At 70.8% G+C, this 16,185-nt stretch carries 14 protein-coding genes and 3 pseudogenes; 8 read left to right on the forward strand and 9 right to left on the reverse strand.

Annotation, left to right across the window (positions count from 1 at the left end):
• From ACZ52R_RS42460 to ACZ52R_RS42470, 3 genes are all read right to left on the reverse strand, one after another.
• Positions 1-399: transposase (locus tag ACZ52R_RS42460; protein ID WP_465755488.1), on the reverse strand; the 399-nt coding region annotated here is incomplete at its 3' end.
• A gap of 404 nt (positions 400-803) precedes the next feature.
• On the reverse strand, positions 804-1,865 hold the full coding sequence (locus tag ACZ52R_RS42465; protein WP_465665394.1) for an IS481 family transposase: 1,062 nt from the start codon (positions 1,863-1,865) through the stop codon (positions 804-806).
• Between the two features lie 129 nt (positions 1,866-1,994).
• Positions 1,995-2,393 (reverse strand): VOC family protein, encoded by a 399-nt coding sequence (locus ACZ52R_RS42470; RefSeq protein ID WP_465665392.1) that lies wholly within the window; start codon positions 2,391-2,393, stop codon positions 1,995-1,997.
• 93 nt (positions 2,394-2,486) lie between these two features.
• Here ACZ52R_RS42470 and ACZ52R_RS42475 point away from each other — a divergent pair.
• From ACZ52R_RS42475 to ACZ52R_RS42485, 3 genes and pseudogenes are all read left to right on the forward strand, one after another.
• Positions 2,487-2,896, forward strand: a pseudogene (locus tag ACZ52R_RS42475) (helix-turn-helix transcriptional regulator); the annotation flags it as partial.
• Positions 2,897-2,942: 46 nt separating this feature from the next.
• The gene (locus ACZ52R_RS42480) at positions 2,943-3,059 is read left to right on the forward strand and encodes a hypothetical protein (protein WP_465624419.1); all 117 of its coding nucleotides are present in this window, start codon (positions 2,943-2,945) and stop codon (positions 3,057-3,059) included.
• A gap of 167 nt (positions 3,060-3,226) precedes the next feature.
• Entirely contained in the window at positions 3,227-3,880 is a 654-nt protein-coding gene (locus tag ACZ52R_RS42485; protein WP_465624417.1) for a DEAD/DEAH box helicase family protein, read from the forward strand.
• Between the two features lie 62 nt (positions 3,881-3,942).
• Here ACZ52R_RS42485 and ACZ52R_RS42490 read toward each other — a convergent pair whose 3' ends face one another.
• Positions 3,943-4,419: a transposase gene (locus tag ACZ52R_RS42490; RefSeq protein WP_465755489.1), complete on the reverse strand. Its 477-nt coding sequence runs from the start codon at positions 4,417-4,419 to the stop codon at positions 3,943-3,945.
• Positions 4,416-4,724, reverse strand: coding sequence for a transposase (locus ACZ52R_RS42495; RefSeq protein WP_465624415.1), 309 nt, complete (start codon positions 4,722-4,724; stop codon positions 4,416-4,418). Before ACZ52R_RS42495 ends, ACZ52R_RS42490 begins: the two co-directional genes overlap by 4 nt.
• Before the next feature lie 266 nt (positions 4,725-4,990).
• Between ACZ52R_RS42495 and ACZ52R_RS42500 the strand changes: the two genes are divergently transcribed.
• On the forward strand, positions 4,991-5,530 hold the full coding sequence (locus tag ACZ52R_RS42500) for a hypothetical protein (RefSeq protein WP_465624414.1): 540 nt from the start codon (positions 4,991-4,993) through the stop codon (positions 5,528-5,530).
• 83 nt (positions 5,531-5,613) lie between these two features.
• Here the strand turns inward: ACZ52R_RS42500 and ACZ52R_RS42505 are convergent, their stop codons facing one another.
• Positions 5,614-7,164: an autotransporter outer membrane beta-barrel domain-containing protein gene (locus ACZ52R_RS42505; protein WP_465755485.1), complete on the reverse strand. Its 1,551-nt coding sequence runs from the start codon at positions 7,162-7,164 to the stop codon at positions 5,614-5,616.
• A 400-nt stretch (positions 7,165-7,564) separates the two neighbouring features.
• Between ACZ52R_RS42505 and ACZ52R_RS42510 the strand changes: the two are divergent.
• The 3 genes and pseudogenes from ACZ52R_RS42510 to ACZ52R_RS42520 all read left to right on the forward strand — a co-directional run.
• Positions 7,565-7,917 (forward strand): annotated as a pseudogene (locus ACZ52R_RS42510) (hypothetical protein); the annotation flags it as partial.
• A 271-nt stretch (positions 7,918-8,188) separates the two neighbouring features.
• The gene (locus ACZ52R_RS42515; protein ID WP_465755486.1) at positions 8,189-10,513 is read left to right on the forward strand and encodes a protein kinase domain-containing protein; all 2,325 of its coding nucleotides are present in this window, start codon (positions 8,189-8,191) and stop codon (positions 10,511-10,513) included.
• Positions 10,514-10,568: 55 nt separating this feature from the next.
• Positions 10,569-12,821 carry a protein kinase domain-containing protein gene (locus tag ACZ52R_RS42520; RefSeq protein ID WP_465624409.1) on the forward strand — a complete coding sequence of 751 codons (2,253 nt, stop codon included), beginning with the start codon at positions 10,569-10,571 and terminating at the stop codon, positions 12,819-12,821.
• Between the two features lie 13 nt (positions 12,822-12,834).
• Here the strand turns inward: ACZ52R_RS42520 and ACZ52R_RS42525 are convergent, their stop codons facing one another.
• The 3 genes and pseudogenes from ACZ52R_RS42525 to ACZ52R_RS42535 all read right to left on the reverse strand — a co-directional run bounded on the left by ACZ52R_RS42525 (position 12,835) and on the right by ACZ52R_RS42535 (position 15,019).
• On the reverse strand, positions 12,835-13,995 hold the full coding sequence (locus ACZ52R_RS42525; protein WP_465624407.1) for an FHA domain-containing protein: 1,161 nt from the start codon (positions 13,993-13,995) through the stop codon (positions 12,835-12,837).
• A gap of 117 nt (positions 13,996-14,112) precedes the next feature.
• Positions 14,113-14,268 (reverse strand): annotated as a pseudogene (locus ACZ52R_RS42530) (IS701 family transposase); the annotation flags it as partial.
• A 145-nt stretch (positions 14,269-14,413) separates the two neighbouring features.
• The gene (locus tag ACZ52R_RS42535) at positions 14,414-15,019 is read right to left on the reverse strand and encodes a TetR/AcrR family transcriptional regulator (protein ID WP_465665386.1); all 606 of its coding nucleotides are present in this window, start codon (positions 15,017-15,019) and stop codon (positions 14,414-14,416) included.
• A gap of 73 nt (positions 15,020-15,092) precedes the next feature.
• On the opposite strand from ACZ52R_RS42535, the gene ACZ52R_RS42540 reads away from it, so the two are divergent.
• Positions 15,093-15,998: an alpha/beta fold hydrolase gene (locus ACZ52R_RS42540; protein ID WP_465755487.1), complete on the forward strand. Its 906-nt coding sequence runs from the start codon at positions 15,093-15,095 to the stop codon at positions 15,996-15,998.
• The last annotated feature ends 187 nt before the right edge of the window (positions 15,999-16,185 follow it).

Raw genomic sequence — 16,185 nt, forward strand, 5'->3', positions numbered from 1 at the left:
ATCGACGCCCTGGCCGGCGACGGGAACGTTCGTGGAGGTCTTCACACTCTGGGAGTCGAGGATGCACGCGGTCGGCTCCGGATCGCGGCCTTCTGTGGCGCGGACCAGGCGGCGCAACAGGCCGTTGAGTTGCTCGAACACTCCCTCCTTCTGCCAGCGGGCAAAGTAGGTGTAGACGGTTTCCCAGGGCGGGTAGTCGTGTGGGAGGTAGCGCCAGGGGATGCCGGTGCGGTCGACGTAGAGGATCGCGTCGAGGAGGTCGCGCAGCTCGTGCTCGGGCGGCCGGCCAAACGCGAGGGCACGTTCGGTACGGGCCCGACGCCAGGCGGTCAGGGTTGGTTCGACCAGAGCCCAACGGGCATCTGACAGGTCGCTCGGATACGGTCGACGGTCCGTCATGATGACGGCATACTGCGGAATCGCCACGCTGCCCAGGCCTCGCGACTTCCGATGGACAGACACTCCCAGGTCCGGCTTCCAGGGATGAGGCAGGAGGAAGCGCACAGTTCCGGCGGGCATTTGTGTATCGGCGGCCCTCCCGTCACCAGAGCCCCAAGCGTCACCAGACGCAGACAGTCCTGGCACCGGGAAAAGCGGTGTCAACCCCCACATCTACGGCTGAAACGCCCAGTAAGAAGGGTCTCAACCCAATTCCTCACCCTCCTCGCGAGAACAGGGTTGTCCTCCTTGCTGGCAAGTTGGACGAGTTCGGTGACTGCTCGCCAGATTCGAAAACCGAGTGGTTGCGTCTGCAAGGCTTCCGCAAGACGATCCTTGATCTTTTCGAATGAGTACGCCCGCACCTACGACCTGGAGCCGCTGACGACCTTCTCCACCTGATCGCCCAAGCCGGCCGGCCGGTGCCTCCGACCCCCGCGGAGGCACCGGCCGGCCCTCCCACCACGGGTCAGTGGGGGCGGAGACCAGGGCGGCCATCTGCTCGCGCTTGGTCGGGGCAGGCAGCACCAGCGGGCCCAGTTCCTCCACCTCCCGGTCGCTGACGCACTGCGGGATCGCCTACACGACTGTGGTGTCTCGGGACCTTGGTTACGCGAAGTCCTCGCCCACTCGCGTGTGAGCGTCCCGTGATCCTTCCCGTTCGTGCGCGGCGTGTACGGCCTGGTCCGCTTGTGCTTCGTACCGGTCGCGGCGAGGGCGTCAGCCCAGGTCGTAGACCGGTAGCACGCGCCGTTGTCGGTGAGGCAGCGGCGGATCGGTGTGATGCTGTGGGCGGCAAAGAAGGAAACGGTCCGGTGCCAGAAGGCGACCGCGGTGACGGCCTTCTCATCGTCCAGGGCCTCGGTGTAGGCGAGCCGGGAGTGGTCGTCGAGCGCCGAATGCAGGTACGTGTATCCGACCTTGCCGGTGCCGGGACCGGTGCGTTCGGAGGCGCGGGCGAACTCGGTGCCGACGCCGTGCATCCGCCGGCCGCCGCCGGTCGGGATGCGTCCGAGCTTCTTGATGTCGACGTGGACCAGGTCGCCGACCCGGTCGTGCTCGTAGCGGATGACCTCGCGCAGCTGCTCGCCGGTCGGTGGATCCAGGTCCCGGAGCCGGTTGAGTCCTCGCCTCACCAGGACGCGGTGAACGGTCGCCGGCGCGAGTGTGACGCCGTGCAGCCGCTGTAGGTCGGCGGCGAGCCGGGCTGGTCCGTGCTTGGTCTGCCGCCGCAGCGCCTCCACCAGGTCAGCGATGTCCTCGGAGGTGCGGGCGGGACTGGTGGCGGGGCGGGAGGGATGGTCGAGCAGGCCGTTCTCGCCGTGCGCGCGCCAGCGGGCGTACCACTTGGCCAGGCAGCGGCGGGAGATCCCGGCTCCCACAGCGACGTGCGCGATCGGACGTCCGGCGTGGACCCGAAGACACAAGCGCAGACGTCCTTCGGGGTCAGCGGTGCGTTCCGATGTCCACGGCTGGTGGCGCTCCTGGACTCGGCGGCCGCGTTCACCGGGAGCCCTGGGATCTCAGGGCTCCCGCGTGAGCGGCTGTGCGTGGCGTCAGCGGGCGAACTTTTCGATGGCCGCCGGGGTGACGGGGGTGAAGAAGTTGACGAGGTTGCCGTCGGGGTCGCGGAACAGCAGCGACCGGTTGCCCCAGGGCATCGTGGTGGGCCCGTTGACGAAGTCGGTGACGAAGCCGGTCAGGTTCTGGTGAACGCGGTCCACGTCGTCGACGAGGAACTCGGTGATCACGCTGTGGTTGTCCGCCGGGTGGGCAGAGCCCGGGGCGAACAGCGGGACGGTGCGGGTCCCGGCGATCGCGAGGGTGGCGCCCGCGGTCCTGAGTTCGGCGAAGTCCTCGGTGGCCCACGTCGCCCGCGCCCCTGTGGCTCGCTCGTAGAACTCGACGAGGCGCGCCACGTCGCCGGTGATGATGCGGATCGAGACGAAGTCCATGGGAATCTCCTTGGCTGTGCTGAAAGCGTGCACGCCGCAGGCTAGGAGAAATAGTGGACAGAATCGGTCCTGTATTCGCGTTAGGCTGCGAACATGCCTGGCCCCACCGGCCGCGTACTGACACTCCTGGAGCTGCTGCAGTCGGGCGGCACCCGGACAGTGGCCGAACTCGCCGACCGGCTCGGCGTCGAAGGGCGCACCGTGCGCCGGTATGTGGACCAGCTGATCGACCTCGACGTGCCCGTGGAATCGGTGCGCGCGGCCGCTACGGCGGCTACCGGCTCGCCCCCGGGTACCGCTTGCCTCCGCTCCTGCTCAGCGACGACGAGGCACTGGCCGTGCTGCTCGGCCTGGTCGTCGGCCGCCGAGCAGGGTTGACGACGACGGAGCACACGGCAAACGAGACGGCATCGGCGAAGATCCGGCGAGTGCTGCCCAAGCACATCGCCCGCCGGCTCGACACACTCCTGGAAGCTCTCGCCTTCACCGATCAGCCCGGCGACTGAGCGCTGGCTGCGCGTCGAGCTGCGGGCGGAGCGGCTCGACCGGTTGCCCCCGGTACTCGCCTCACTCGACCGGCCGTTCGTCATCGAGCGCCCCGCTGAGCTGCGCGACCTCGTCATCGCGCTCGCCGATCGCCTGACGTCCTACGCCCGCCGAGCCTGACCGCGAGGACCCGATGTCATGAGATGGCACAGGCGTGCTCACCGCAGCTCGCCGTGCGCTGCGAGGCGACGGTCCTGGTCGTGGTCACCAACGAATGGCTGCGAGCAGGACGGTGCGGAGCCGGGAAACACATGGAATGTCCACCGGTGACCTGCCACTCTGGCCGGGTGCTGCTCAAACTGACGGGTTCCAGTTGCTCGGGGAAGACCACCATCGCCCATGCCATCGGTGAACGGATCGGCGGGATCGTCGTGCACGACTTCGACGAACTCGGTGTTCCGGACGACGCGGACCGGATCTGGCGGAACCGAACGACCGAGATGTGGGTGTGCCGTGCACTGGACTACCAGCGGCACGGACTCGATTTGCTGCTGACCGGCCAGTCTCCGCTCGGTGAGGTTTTGGCCGTTCCGTCGGCACCGCTGCTGGAGGGAATCGCGGTATGTCTGGTCGACGTGTCCGACGGGATCCGGCGCCGCAGACTCACCGAACGCGATCCGGGCCGGTGGGACACGCCAGCCGTCGAAGCCTTTTTCGGCTGGGCCGACTGGCATCGCAAGCACGCCCAGGACCCCCGGCACCGGCCGGATGTCATCACCGACGGCAGCTGGTCCGAGATGGTCTGGAACCGCTGGACCGACTGGACCGTCGGTGACCGACGATGGTCCACCCATCTGATTGTCACCACGGACCGGTCCGTCGCGGACTCCACCGACCAGGTGGAGCTTTGGGTTGCCAACCAGCGCGAGGCCTTGCGGTCAGGCCTTCTCGGGCTGTCACGAGGCTGGACGGACCGGGCATTTCCCGAAGGAAAACCTTGATCCACCTTCGCAACAGACCTAGAAGGCTGATGAAGATCTTGCTGTGGTCGGGGCTGCCGCCATCAGGCGGCAGCCCCGACCTGCCAGGTGGTGCCGTTGTGGGTGAGTCCGAGGTTGATCAGGGTCCGGAGGTTGAGGGCTGAGGCGCGGGCGTGGAGCCAGGCGTTGTTCTTGATCGTTCCCCGGTAGCGCAGGCGCCGGTTGCCGTGGCCGACGAGCCAGGCGACGGCGCGTTCCACGGGTGGGCGCCGGCGGCGGTAGGTAGCTTGCCAGTCGGGTGTGCTCGCCGCCTGGCGGGCTTGGGACATGAGGTCGTGGTCGGGGCGGATGGTGACGATCCGGCCGGCCTTGGCCCGGCTGCACCGTTCGCGTAGGGGGCATCCGGTGCAATGGCCGGTGAAGACCGCCTTGCGCTGCATGTGTCGGCCGGACGGTGCGGACAAGGCGACGGTGTGACCGGCGGGGCAGGTCGCTGTGGCGGCCGCGGTGTCGATGGCAAAGTCGTCGAGGCTGAAACCGCCCGGGACGGCGGTCGTCAGTGGGGCGGGGTTTGAGGAACAGCCGGTGCCCTGCTTCCCGCAGGGCCCTGCGGGTCGGCCCCGTGGAGTAGGCGGTCTCGCCGAACGCGTCCACCGGGTTCAGGCTCGTCGGCGAGCAAGTCGAGGGCGACCTGGGCCTCGTGGTGCTCGCCCCCGTTGCCGGGGGTCAGCTCGACGTCGGTGTAGATCGTGGTCTCGGGCTCGACGGCGAGGTGGGCCTTGTAGCCGTCCTGGCGGTGGGTGCGGGTCTTGTGGACGTGGCGGGCCTCGGGGTCCGCAGGTCTTCCGGTGAGACCGGGAGCCACTCATCGGGTGACCTGGTGACTCGGGGCGGAGTGTCCCGAGAGGCGTTGCACGCACCATCACTATCTTATGACTTTGGGCCCCGGGGCTGCCTCCCTGACAAGACGCGCGGTCTCGGGCCCAGCCCGCTGGAGGAGCCGACGAGGACTCAGTCTGATCGTTGACGCGGGCTCAGTACGCCCGGACCAATGGCCGGCTCGGCCACTCGCCGCAGTGCGCGTCGCCCGGACGGTTGCCGTTCCGGGCCTGGACGACAAAGGAGAAACCCATGCGCATCCGATATTCCGTAGCCGCCGCAGCCGCGATGGTTGTCGCCAACGCCGGAGTAGCCGGTGCCGCGCCCGGAGACACGGCGATCACGTTCTCCGTCTCGGGTGGTTCGTTAGCGATCTCGGTCCCCGCCGGCCCGGCGGGCCTGGGGAGCGGACTGCCCGGAAACTCCGTCAGCGGACAACTGGGCAATGTCACGGTCACCGACTCCCGAGCTCTGCTTACGGCCGCCTGGACCGCGTCCGCGATCTCCACCAGTTTCAAGACGGGCGGCGGCACGGCTCCGGAGACGGTCCCGGCCAGCTCGGTCTCCTACTGGTCGGGAACCGCGAGCTCCACCACCGGCGTGGGCGTCTTCACGCCCGGCCAGGCCACGTCGGCCCAGGCCCAGAGCCTCAACGTCAGCCGCACCGCCTACAGCCTCACTGCGGGTACCGGCAACAACTCCGCGACGTGGAACCCCACGCTCGTCGTCGCGATCCCCGCCGCTGCGGTGAACGGCACCTACGCCGGGACGGTGACTCATTCGGTCGCGTAGCCCAGCCGGCCTGTGGCGCACGACCGCGGATGTCCGCTGAACCTGGCGGGCCCGAATGCGTTCACCGGCAGCGGATGGCGGCATCAGGCGACGGAGTGGGTCACGGTGCCGGTGTAGGTGCCGACTGCCGCGGCGGCGGGGACCGCGATCACCACCGTGGGGGCCCAGCTCGTGGAGTTGTTCCCGTTGCCGGTGGTGGTGAAGCCGGTTCTCGAACTGCTGAGCGACTGTTTTGCCGAGGCGTCGCTCTGGCCCGGCGTAGCCGTCACGGTTCCGTTCGTGTTCGTCGCGGGTCCGGACCAGTACGAGACGTTCGTGGTGGTGATCGTCTCGGCGGACGAGGCTCCGCCGGTGGTGAAGTTCGTGGCGGACACCGTCGCCGTCCACGTGCTGGTGGCCAGTCCCCGCCCGTCCGAGACGGTCACCGAGCCGAGGGCACCGCTGATGGTGCCACCGGGCGCCGCGCTGCCCAGGCCCGCCGTGGCCGGCACGCTGATCGACAACGTGCCCGTGGTCGGGATGACGGTGATCTGGGAGCTGTTGCTGCCACTGGTCTCGACGCTGTCCACGACCGCGCGGGTGAAGCTGGCCTTGCCTCCGGATGCGGCCGTCAGCTTCCCCGCGGCCGTATAGATCACGCCGCCGGCGGTGATCCACGTGCCGTTTCCCGAAACCGTGACCCCCGCGGTGTTGTTGCGGTCGGCGATGATCGAAAGACCGGTGAAGGCCCCCGTGGTCGGTGCGCTGAGCGTGGTCTTGCCTCCGCTCTGGTCGGTGAAGGACGCACCGCTGGTGCCCGCCGCGCAGGCGGTCGGGTAGGAGGGGCAGGCGAGGTAGATCGTCACCCCCGTGCCGTTCACCTTCCCGCCGGAAATCGTCATGCCGTTGGTGCCGGTGATGACGTACGTGCCGGGATTGAGGGTGAGCGTGCCGGACAGGGACGAGATGCTGGTGTACACGCCCGGGCTGATCGTCTGGTTCCCCGAGATGTGGTTGACCGAGGGATACGGCGGGGTCGGTGTCGAAGGACAGGCCGATGCGGCCGGGCACTGGGCCAAGGCGGCGTAGGGGTCGGTGCCGGCGGGCTGGTTGACCGGGGCCGGGCTGTACGAGCCGCCGCTCGCGGTGGCGAAGCCGGCCGGGGCCGCCGGGCCGCCGATGGTGCCCCCGTTCGCGATGACCGAGGTGGTGCCACTGACGAGCGCGGCCTGACTGTTCGTCGAGTTGACCAGGATGCTGCCGGTGACCTGGACGCTGCCGGGGTGGACGTACAGGGCGTCTGCGGCACTCGCGTTGAGGACGCACAGACTCGCCGCACACGCGGTCGCGGCCCGGGCGGCATCGGACGGACCGGTCACGACCCAGGCCAGCGCGGACGCGAGGGCAAGGACCATGGCACAGACCGCGCGTGACAGACGGCACCGTCCACGCCCGCGGTTGAGGCCCACCGGCCCAGGGGGCTGGGGAGTCGTCATTTTCGGGCCGGGGAAAGGGTTTCCTGGATGGCCAGGCAGCGGTAGGACTCCGTGCCGGTTTGGATAAGGGTTCAGCGGAAGGTGATCCGGTCGGCGATGGCCGCGCAGACGCGGGCGTCGCCGAAGGTCTTGCAGTATCGCGTCGATGAAGACCTTCACCGGCTCCAGCACACTCGGCCGCGGAGGAGGCGCCTTCCGCTTCGGCGGCACTGGAGACTCAAACGCCAGCCGCACCGTACGCCGCGACACCTTGAACCGAACCGCCGGCCCCCGACCCGACAGCCCCTGCTCGCGCTCGGCCCACCGGATCCTCCCGAACAGCACCTCACGAGACCTGTGCACCAGCGGTCTCCCTTACCAGGACTGTGATCAACAAGCACATCGTGACCGCCAGACGGCCCACAACCGCCGATTACGCCGAAAGCGGCATGTCACAGACCATCACACGGGTGGAGCCCGAACTCGCCGAAAAACTCCTGGTACCTGAACCCACCGGAAGCGTGGAGCCCAATCACCTCGAAAAACTCAGCCGGACGAGGCGCACCGCCGGCCGCCCGGGGTGGCGACGCGACCATCGAGGCGCTGGGGATGCTGATGACGGCGCTGGAGTACACCGAGCGGGCCCGCGGCCACCTGTACACGGTGCACCACATGACGGGCGGCGCCGACCGGATGCTCGCCGAGGCGGTGCGGATGCTGTGCCGGGCCGGGCGCGGAGAACAGGCTGACCTGGTCGAACAAGAGATCCTCGGCCGGGACGTCATCCCGGGCATGTGGACCTATCAACTGGTCGAGGCGTACGACGACAGCTACTACCGGGTGTTCACAGCGGTGGAGCAGCAGATCCGTCAGGATCTCGCCGGCGGCCGCCGGCACCTGACCGAGGCCGGGATGCAGCACGCCGCCCGCACCGCCGCCGCAGGCACACCGCCCCGTAGATCGGTTGCCGCTGGGAGTGAGGCGCAGGCAGCCGGGCCCCACGCGGCCGGCACCGTGCTCGATCCAGCCGAGCGCGCGGCCGTCCTTGCGGACGGAGAGGAGGCCGGGGGGCTCGGCCAGGGCTGAGGCCCGCGTCGACTCCACGCCTGTGTCCGCGAAACCTGACGCGTTTCCGTCACGCTGTGGAATCATCGCCTTGCCCGCCGACGTGGCGGCCGGGGTCGGGGGACACGGAGGGGTCGGGGTGGCGGCTGCGCAGGGAGATCGGATCGGGCCCTACCGCATCGTCGGACGGCTGGGCGCCGGGGGCATGGGCCAGGTGCTGTTGGGGCGGGCTGAGGACGGCACGCTCGCCGCGGTGAAGACGATCCGCCCGGAGCTGCTGGACAACCCCGACGTGGGAAACCGCTTCCGGCACGAAATCGAGGCGCTGCGCACGGTCGAGAGCCCCTGGGTGGCCCGGCTCCTCGGCGGCTCGGCCGATGCCGAAGTGCCGTGGCTGGCGAGCGAGTTCGTGGCCGGGCCGACGCTCGACCGGGCGGTGGCCGGTTGCGGTCCGCTGCCCGTCGCGGTAGTCGCGGGGATCGGGGTCCGGCTGGCGGCGGCGCTGTCCGACGTGCACGGCAAGGGACTGTTGCACCGCGATCTGAAGCCCGGCAACGTCCTGCTGTCCGCCACCGGCCCCAAGCTCATCGACTTCGGCATCGCCCGCGCCGCCGATGAGGAGACGGCCGTGTCCGGCGGGACGATGCTGGGCTCGCTCGGGTACATGGCTCCCGAGCAGGTCCTGGACGCCGGGCAGGCCGTATCGGCCTCGGACGTGTTCTCGTTGGGTGCGGTCCTGGTGTACGCCGCCACCGGGCGGGGCCCGTTCGGGGAGGCCGAGCCCGCCGTGCTGCTGCACCGGACGGCCCGTGCCGAGACCGAACTGGGCGCCGTACCGGTCGAGTTGCGCGGGATCGTGGCGGCCTGCCTGCTCCGGGAGCCGGCCGACCGCCCCACCCCGGCCGAGCTGGCGCAGGCGCTGCAGTGTCCCGACCCGGCCACGGGCTGGCCGGCGGAGATCACCCGGATGATCGCGGAGAGCAGCGCCTCGGCGCAGGCCGCGGCCCTTGCGCCGCCGCCCCGCCCGACGAATGCCGCGGCGTCCACCGGGGCCGGCCGTCCGGCGAGGCGCCGCAGCCTCCTCGTGATCGCCGCTGCGAGCGCCTTCGTCCTGGCGGCGGCCGGGACAGCAGCCGTCCTGCACTTCGGAGTCGGCAGCGGGTCACCGGCCGACGGGCAGCCCACCCCGTCGGTGGCCGCCACCAAGGCACCCCCGGCTGCCGCGACGCTCACGGGTGTCACCGAGCAGGGCGGGCCAGGCCACAACGCGGTCTTCACCACGGCGCAGACCCGGCCGCCGAGCGGATTCCACCCCTGGGCCGCCTACCTGACCGACCAGCCGACCGGCTGCTCGCTCGGTGCCGGCACCCTGGTATGCCGCCTGGTGGACGGCAGCCTCCAGGCCCTCGACACCGCCACCGGCCACGAGCGCTGGCGCGTGGACCTCCCGAAGGATCCCGGCGCACCGGACCAGCCGACGACCAACAACGGCCTGCGCCTCATCCCCGACGACGGCGACGACCCGGCGATCAACGGCAACCGCGTCGCCAGCCGGGACGCCGACGGTGCGCTGCGAGTCCAGGACCTCACCGGCGGGCGCGTCCTGTCGACCACCCCCTTCGGCAAGGACGTAGGTCTCGCCACCGAGCCGCTCGCGGACGGGGACCGGCTCCTCCTGTCGCTGTGCCACCGAGGCGAGGAGATCGGCTGCGAGTTCACCCTGGACGCCTCGACCTTCGACGGCGGGCAGCCCACCTGGAGCCGCCCGCTGGGCCGCAACGGCCCGACCACCGTCAAGCTCCACCTCAGATACGGCCCCGTGGCGGGCGACGGCCACACCGTCTACGCCGCCACCTCCGACGGGCTCGCCTCCTTCGACGAGGATACTGGCGCACCGATCGCGACAATGCCGGGCGCCTGCGGCCCACTGGCCGTGACCGGCACGACCGTGCTGTGCCGGACCGCCGACGGCGGGCTGGTGACCGCCGGAGCCAGGGACTTCGCCGGGTCGAAGGACATCAGCGGGGACAACCAGCGACTCCACGACCAGAAGACGGTGATCACCGCGACCGACGGCACGGTGATCACCGCCCAGAACGCGTCGGACGGCTCGATGTCCGCCATCGACGCCGCCACCGGAGCCCAGCGCTGGCGCCTCGCCGTCGACAAGCCGCGCGGCGGAGACTCCACGGTGTACCCGACCGCTGCCCGGCCGATCCTGCTCGGTACGAAGGCCGTCACCATGACCGATGCCCGGCTGCTGATCGTCCCGGCGAACCCGGAGGGCGGCGCGGCACCGGCACCCACCACGGTCGACCTGGCGAAGCCCGCCGGGTCGCCCGGCCCGCACGCGACGCTCTCCTCCTTCGCCGAGTACGGACACCCCCGGGTGCTCGCCCTGGACGGGATCCTGATCGCCGTCGGCGCAGACGGCGCGGTACACGCCGTCGAGGCCCCACAGTGACCCTGGCCAGGCCGCACCGGGATGTCATGACCCGCCCCGACGAACGGAGTTCGCCGTGCTGCAGCCGCTGCCCCCGGACAGCCGGCGCCTGATCGGACCGTACCTGACCCTCGCCCGGCTGGGCGCGGGCGGCATGGGCGAGGTCTATCTCGCCCGCAGCCCCGAAGCGGCGGGCCCGGGCAGCCTGGTCGCCGTCAAGACCCTGCACCCGGAGCGGATACCGGACGACGAACTCCGAGCCCGGTTCCGTCGCGAGATCGACTCCGCACGCGCGGTCTCCGCGGCCCTCCCCGGCACCCTGCTCGGCTGCGACCCGAGCGCCGAACCACGCTGGCTGGCCTCGGAGTTCATCCCCGGCCCGACGCTCGCCGAGGCGGTGGAGGCGACCGGTCCGCTGGACGAGCAGACCGTACGCGCGCTCGGTACAGACCTCGCCGGGGAACTGGGCGCCGTCCACGCCCAAGGCCTGCTGCACCGGGATATCAAGCCCGGCAACGTGCTGCTGTCCTCCGCCGGCCCACGGCTGATCGACTTCGGCATCGCGAAGCGCCTGAACGGCACCGTACTGACCTCGATGGGCAAGGTGATCGGCACCCCGGGCTACATGTCGCCCGAGCACCTCGACGGCGCGACCCGGATCGGCCCCGCCTCGGACGTCTTCTGCCTCGCCGCGGTGCTCGCATACGCCTCCTGCGGGCGCGGCCCCTTCGACGGCGGCCAGGCGCTCGCGGTACTGCACCGGATCGGCCAGGCCGAGGCCGACCTGTCCCGGGTGCCCGCCGGCCTGCGCGGCGTCCTCGCCGAGTGCCTGCGACTGCGTCCGCAGGACCGCCCGGACCTCGCCGAACTGACCGCGCTGCTCGGCGCGGAGCCGGCCGCGCGCGGCTGGCCCCCGGCGGTCGCGGAGCTGTGCGCGCGCTACGAGCAGGACGCCGCCCACCTGGCGGCGCTGCCTCTGACGCCCGTACCCGCCGCCCCGCGGGCACCGTCACGCCGACGCCGGGGCCCACTGGTGGGCGCGGCGGTGCTGGGGGTGGTGCTGAGCGTGCTCGGGGTGCTTCTCGTCCCCCGGTGGCCGGCCGACACCTCCGACACCGGGGCGCCCCCGTCCGTCAACCCCGCGCCCACCGGAGCCAGTTCAGGCCCGACCCCGCGCCCCGAGGCACTCCCCGCCGCCATGGCCGACGGAGATGCCGGGGCCAGCGGCGAGTTCGGCAGCGCGGCACTCGACACCGCTTCGATCCGGACGAGTTGGGCACCGTGGCACAAGGAGCTGGGCGTCCGCCTCGCCGGCTGCGCCCTGGGCGAGGGCCTGTACGTGTGCTCGCGCTCCGACGGCGGGCTGATCGCGCTCGACGCCGACAACGGCACGACCCGCTGGAGCCTCGATCCCAAGGTGCCGCTGAAGGGCCGGCTCGGCGATGCGACCGTCCGGGCCCCGGTCCTGGCCGACGGCAACGCCTACACCACCGACGGCAGCTACACCCGTGCGATCCGGCTGCGCGACCACACCGTCCGCTGGGAGAAGCCTGCCCGGGACGGCCGGACCGCCGTCGGTGTGGTGCTCGTCGGCAAGACCCTCGTCACCGACCTCGTCGACCCGACCAGCCCGCATGTCGGCGGCAGCGGCGCGGCGGACCACAGCGAGTTGCGGGCGAACGCAACCGACGACGGACGGGAGCTGTGGACGACACCGCTCGACTCCGCGGGTACCCTGCCGATCGCCCTCGACGGACGACTGTACGCGATGTCGGACCAGCGCCTGGTCATGCTGGAGACCACGGGCGGCACCATCACCGGCTCCACCGCCGCCGTCTGTACCGTCCTCCACGGGTACGGACAGTGGGTGGTCTGCGCCGACACCGGGGAGGGCAAGGTCTCGGCATTCGACGCCCAGCACCTGGACGGCGGCCGCACCCTGCTGACCGGCGCGGGCCCACACCTGGCGCTGGGCGCCAAGGGCCTGCTGGTCGCCGACGGGATGACCCCCGGCGCCCACTCGGCCGTGGACCTCGCCACCGGCCGCAAGCTCTGGAGCCACCAACTCCCGGAGGACCGGACCAGCAAGACGACGGCACTGCTGCTGGCGGGCGACAAGGCCGTCGAGCTGACGGTCGCCTCTCCCGGGAGCATCGACCTGACGCAGGGAGCGAACGCGGTAACGAGGCCCGTCTCGTTCCCGGACTGGCCCGGTAGTCGCAACGACCTGGGCGTCTCGGCGGGTCAGCCCTCCGCCATCCTGTCCGACGGTCTGATGTACGCGGGCTTCGCCGACGGGACAGTCCTGTCCGGCTACGCGCCGCAGTGAGACCCGGGCCGTCTCAGCCCAAGGAGGTCCGGCCGCCGCCGCCGTCCCCGAGTTCCGGCGGCAGGGCCTGCTCCGCGTTGAAGTACCGCTTCCCGGACATGCGCAGCGCCACGGTGTCCCCGAGCACCAGCCGGTCGGCCTCGCCGAACGCCACCCGCTCGCCCGGCTCGATCCGACGCGCCGGACCGGAGCCGCGCACCACCACCGTGCCGTTGCCCGAGCCGAGGTCCACCGCGTAGGCCTGCGGGTTGCCGCCGCCCGGCTTCTCCTCCATCGAGATGAGCAGATGGACCCGGCTGACCCGCTTGACGCCGGGCGGCGGGTCGAGCTCCTCCGCGCCCAGGTTGATGCCGTGGCGCAGCGTGCCGCGCCCGAGTTGCACCGCGTCGCCCACGCTGACCGGGAAGCGCAGGAACTCGCCGGCCGACAGCCCGCCCGGCAGGTCCGGGGCCGTCGCGTCCGAGACGACGAAACTCCGGGTCGTGCCGCGCGGCCCGAGCTCCTCCAGCAGTGCGCCGCACGTGCAGACGGCGCGGGCAGTAGTGCGGCTGACGGAGGGCCAGCCCAGCAGCCCGTCCGGCCACCTCATCGCGGTGTCGCAACCGAGTGCCGTGCACCGCCAGTGGCTCCGCAGGACGCGCTTGTGGTCGCTGTGCTCCGGATCAAGGCGCTGAAGGTGCTTGAGATCCTTGAACTCGATCGCCTGGGACACCCGGTACCCGGGCGCCGGCACGATGCCGCTCCGGTGCAGGCGCACCCGCCGATCCGCTCCCGTGGTCCAGGCGAGGATGCGGTCGGGCTGCTGCTCCACCCAGGGCTCCCTGCGCCGCAGGTCGGTGAAGAGGTCCGAGCTGATCACGTGTCGGCCCCGCTCTCGCGCCAGCCGCAGGAACACCGGGTCGGCGTAGGACACGAACCGGACATCAGCGAAACCCTCCCTCCGGGGGTTCTGCCGCAGCCGGAGCAGCCGCGCGCCGTCGTCCGGCGGCAGCGAATGCACCAGAGAGTTGTCCGCGACGAGGTCCACCGGGGCCTTCGAACCGAACTGCTCCCGCCAGGCGTCGCGGACCAGGAACAGCCGCTTGAGCAAGGGGTGCTGGCGTCCCAGCGGGGGGAGTTTCCCGGACCAGCACACATTGGAGACATCGATGACGACACCGGGCGCGTTGCGCACGCCTTCCCCCTACTCCCCGTCCCACCCCGACAGCGTGGGACTCCACGCCTCGACCGGGATGGTAGCCGCCGGTCCTCCCGTTTCGCAGAGCCCGAGCGGAAGTCGGGGCCGGGATAGAAGCAGTCGCTGCATCGGCCCGGGGCGGGAATGACCGGCCTGCTCTGCCAAACGCCAGCAGTTCTTCAGCTCGACGCCCGACAGCAGAGCGAGCACAAAGGCACGGGCGGTGGCCCGCGGCTCCACCCGCTTGAACCGGCCCGCGATCCGGGCCATGGTCTGGTCGAACATCGCCCGCCGGCGGCCGGCGTCCATGCCATGACCCGCGGCAATCGCGCGATCTTCAGGAGTCCACACAACCCGTGATTGCCATGCATGGCACCAGCGGTCGGTCGGCGGCCTGACTCAACCCCGTGGAGGCTCACGAACCGGGAAAGAGTCGACCGAGGTGGTAGCGCAGAACGGCAGTCGCGTCGTCCGCCGTGCGCTGGCCGAGCAGGACGCTCAGGCCGAGGCCGGCAGAGACGGACAGGAGGACGACGGCCTCCTGACGGGCGTCCAGGTGCGGATCGGCGTCCCCGGCCTGTTGGGCGGCTGCGAGCTGGCTGATCAGGAACCCTTCCATCTCGTTGGGTGCCGCGAGGAACGGCTGGCCGCCGAGGGCGGGATCGGTGATGGAGAGCACCGCGTACGCGGTGTGGACGAGGTGGAAGATCCGGCTCTCCTCGTCGGTGGGCACGGCTTCGAGCAGGACCGCTTCGACGATGGCGCGCGGAGCCGGCGAGGAGCCGGCGGTCCTCACCCGGTCGCGGACCCGCTCGCCCATGCGCGCCGTCAGGCGGTTGATCGCGGCGAGCAGGAGCTGCTCCTTGGTGTCGAAGTAGTACTGCACGAGCCGCACCGAGATGCCCGCCTCGATGGCGACGGACCGCATGGTGACGGCGTGCAGCCCGGTGTCCGCCGCCGCGCGGAGCAGGGCGTCGATGATCTGGGCCCGTCGCTCCTCGTGGTCCACCAGCTTCGGCATCGGGTTCCCTCCGAACGTTTTTATGGTACAAACATACCATCAAGTCCTGCTGTTTCGCGTGTCGGGAGGGACCATGACCAGGACGAGCGTCGGACGTTTCGTCAGCGAGGAAGCCCGCGGGAAGTTCCTTGAGGCGTACGACCGTGCCATGGAGCTGTGGCCGGGCCCGCGCGAAGAACTGGACGTCGAAACCGGCTACGGCACCGTCCACGTCCACCGCTACGGGGCCCGGACCGGCGAGCCGATCGTGCTCCTGCACGGCCACGCCGGACACGCCTCCAACTGGTACCCGCAGATCGCCGCCCTGGGCGAGAACCACCCGGTCTACGCGATCGACACCCTCGACGATCCCGGCCGCAGCGTGCAACGCGCCGTCGCGGGCGGTCCCGAGGAGAACGCGGCCTGGCTCGGCGAGGTCCTCGCCGGACTCGGGCTGCAGCGCGTCCACCTGGTCGGCCTCTCCTACGGCGGATGGCTGGCCCTCAACCAGGGCATTCACGGACCCGAGCGCCTCGCGTCCATCGCCCCGCTGGACCCGGGCGGGATCGAGAAGGTCCCCGCGCGGTTCTACGCCCACATGATCGGCGGGCTGTTCGGAATGCTCGCCCCGCGCCCGTTCCGACCCGCCCTGGGGCGCCTGCTCGCCAACCCCGCCCTCAGCTCACCGCCCCAGATGATCGCTCCGCTGATGCTGGGCATGCGGACCTATAAGCCGAACACCCGTCCCGCGGCCCGACCGTTCACCGACGAGGAACTGAGCTCGATCCAGCTGCCCGCCCTCGTCCTGCTCGGACGCCGAAGCGCCCTGCTCCGGCCGCACCATGCTCTGAAGCGGGTCACCGCGCTGATCCCGAATGTTCAGGCCGAGATCGTTCAGCGGGCCGGCCACGGCCTCAACCTGGAGCGTCCCGAGCTGGTCAACGAACGCCTCCTGCAGTTCGTCACCGCACTCCGGCCCGAGCCCACCCGGAGCGAGTAACGCCACCTGCCGCTTCCCTTGGTGACAGTAAGCGCACTCAGCCACAACCCGCTTCGGGCACGAGATCGCAAAACCACACTGGAGTACTAGGCCCAATACCGGTGACTTTGGTGTGGTCTGTTCGTTGAGTGGGTTGTGCCAAGGCCTGGACAGGTGAAGTCGCCGGCGAGTGACCGGCTCTCGGACC

Source organism: Kitasatospora sp. NPDC034023, from assembly GCF_055575795.1.

Bases quoted from the DNA above. Each gene is read 5' to 3' on its own strand.
- ACZ52R_RS42470 (WP_465665392.1), bottom strand. From the start codon at position 2,393: ATGGACTTCGTCTCGATCCGCATCATCACCGGCGACGTGGCGCGCCTC.
- ACZ52R_RS42500 (WP_465624414.1), top strand. From the start codon at position 4,991: ATGCGCATCCGATATTCCGTAGCCGCCGCAGCCGCGATGGTTGTCGCC.
- ACZ52R_RS42535 (WP_465665386.1), bottom strand. From the start codon at position 15,019: ATGCCGAAGCTGGTGGACCACGAGGAGCGACGGGCCCAGATCATCGAC.
- ACZ52R_RS42540 (WP_465755487.1), top strand. From the start codon at position 15,093: ATGACCAGGACGAGCGTCGGACGTTTCGTCAGCGAGGAAGCCCGCGGG.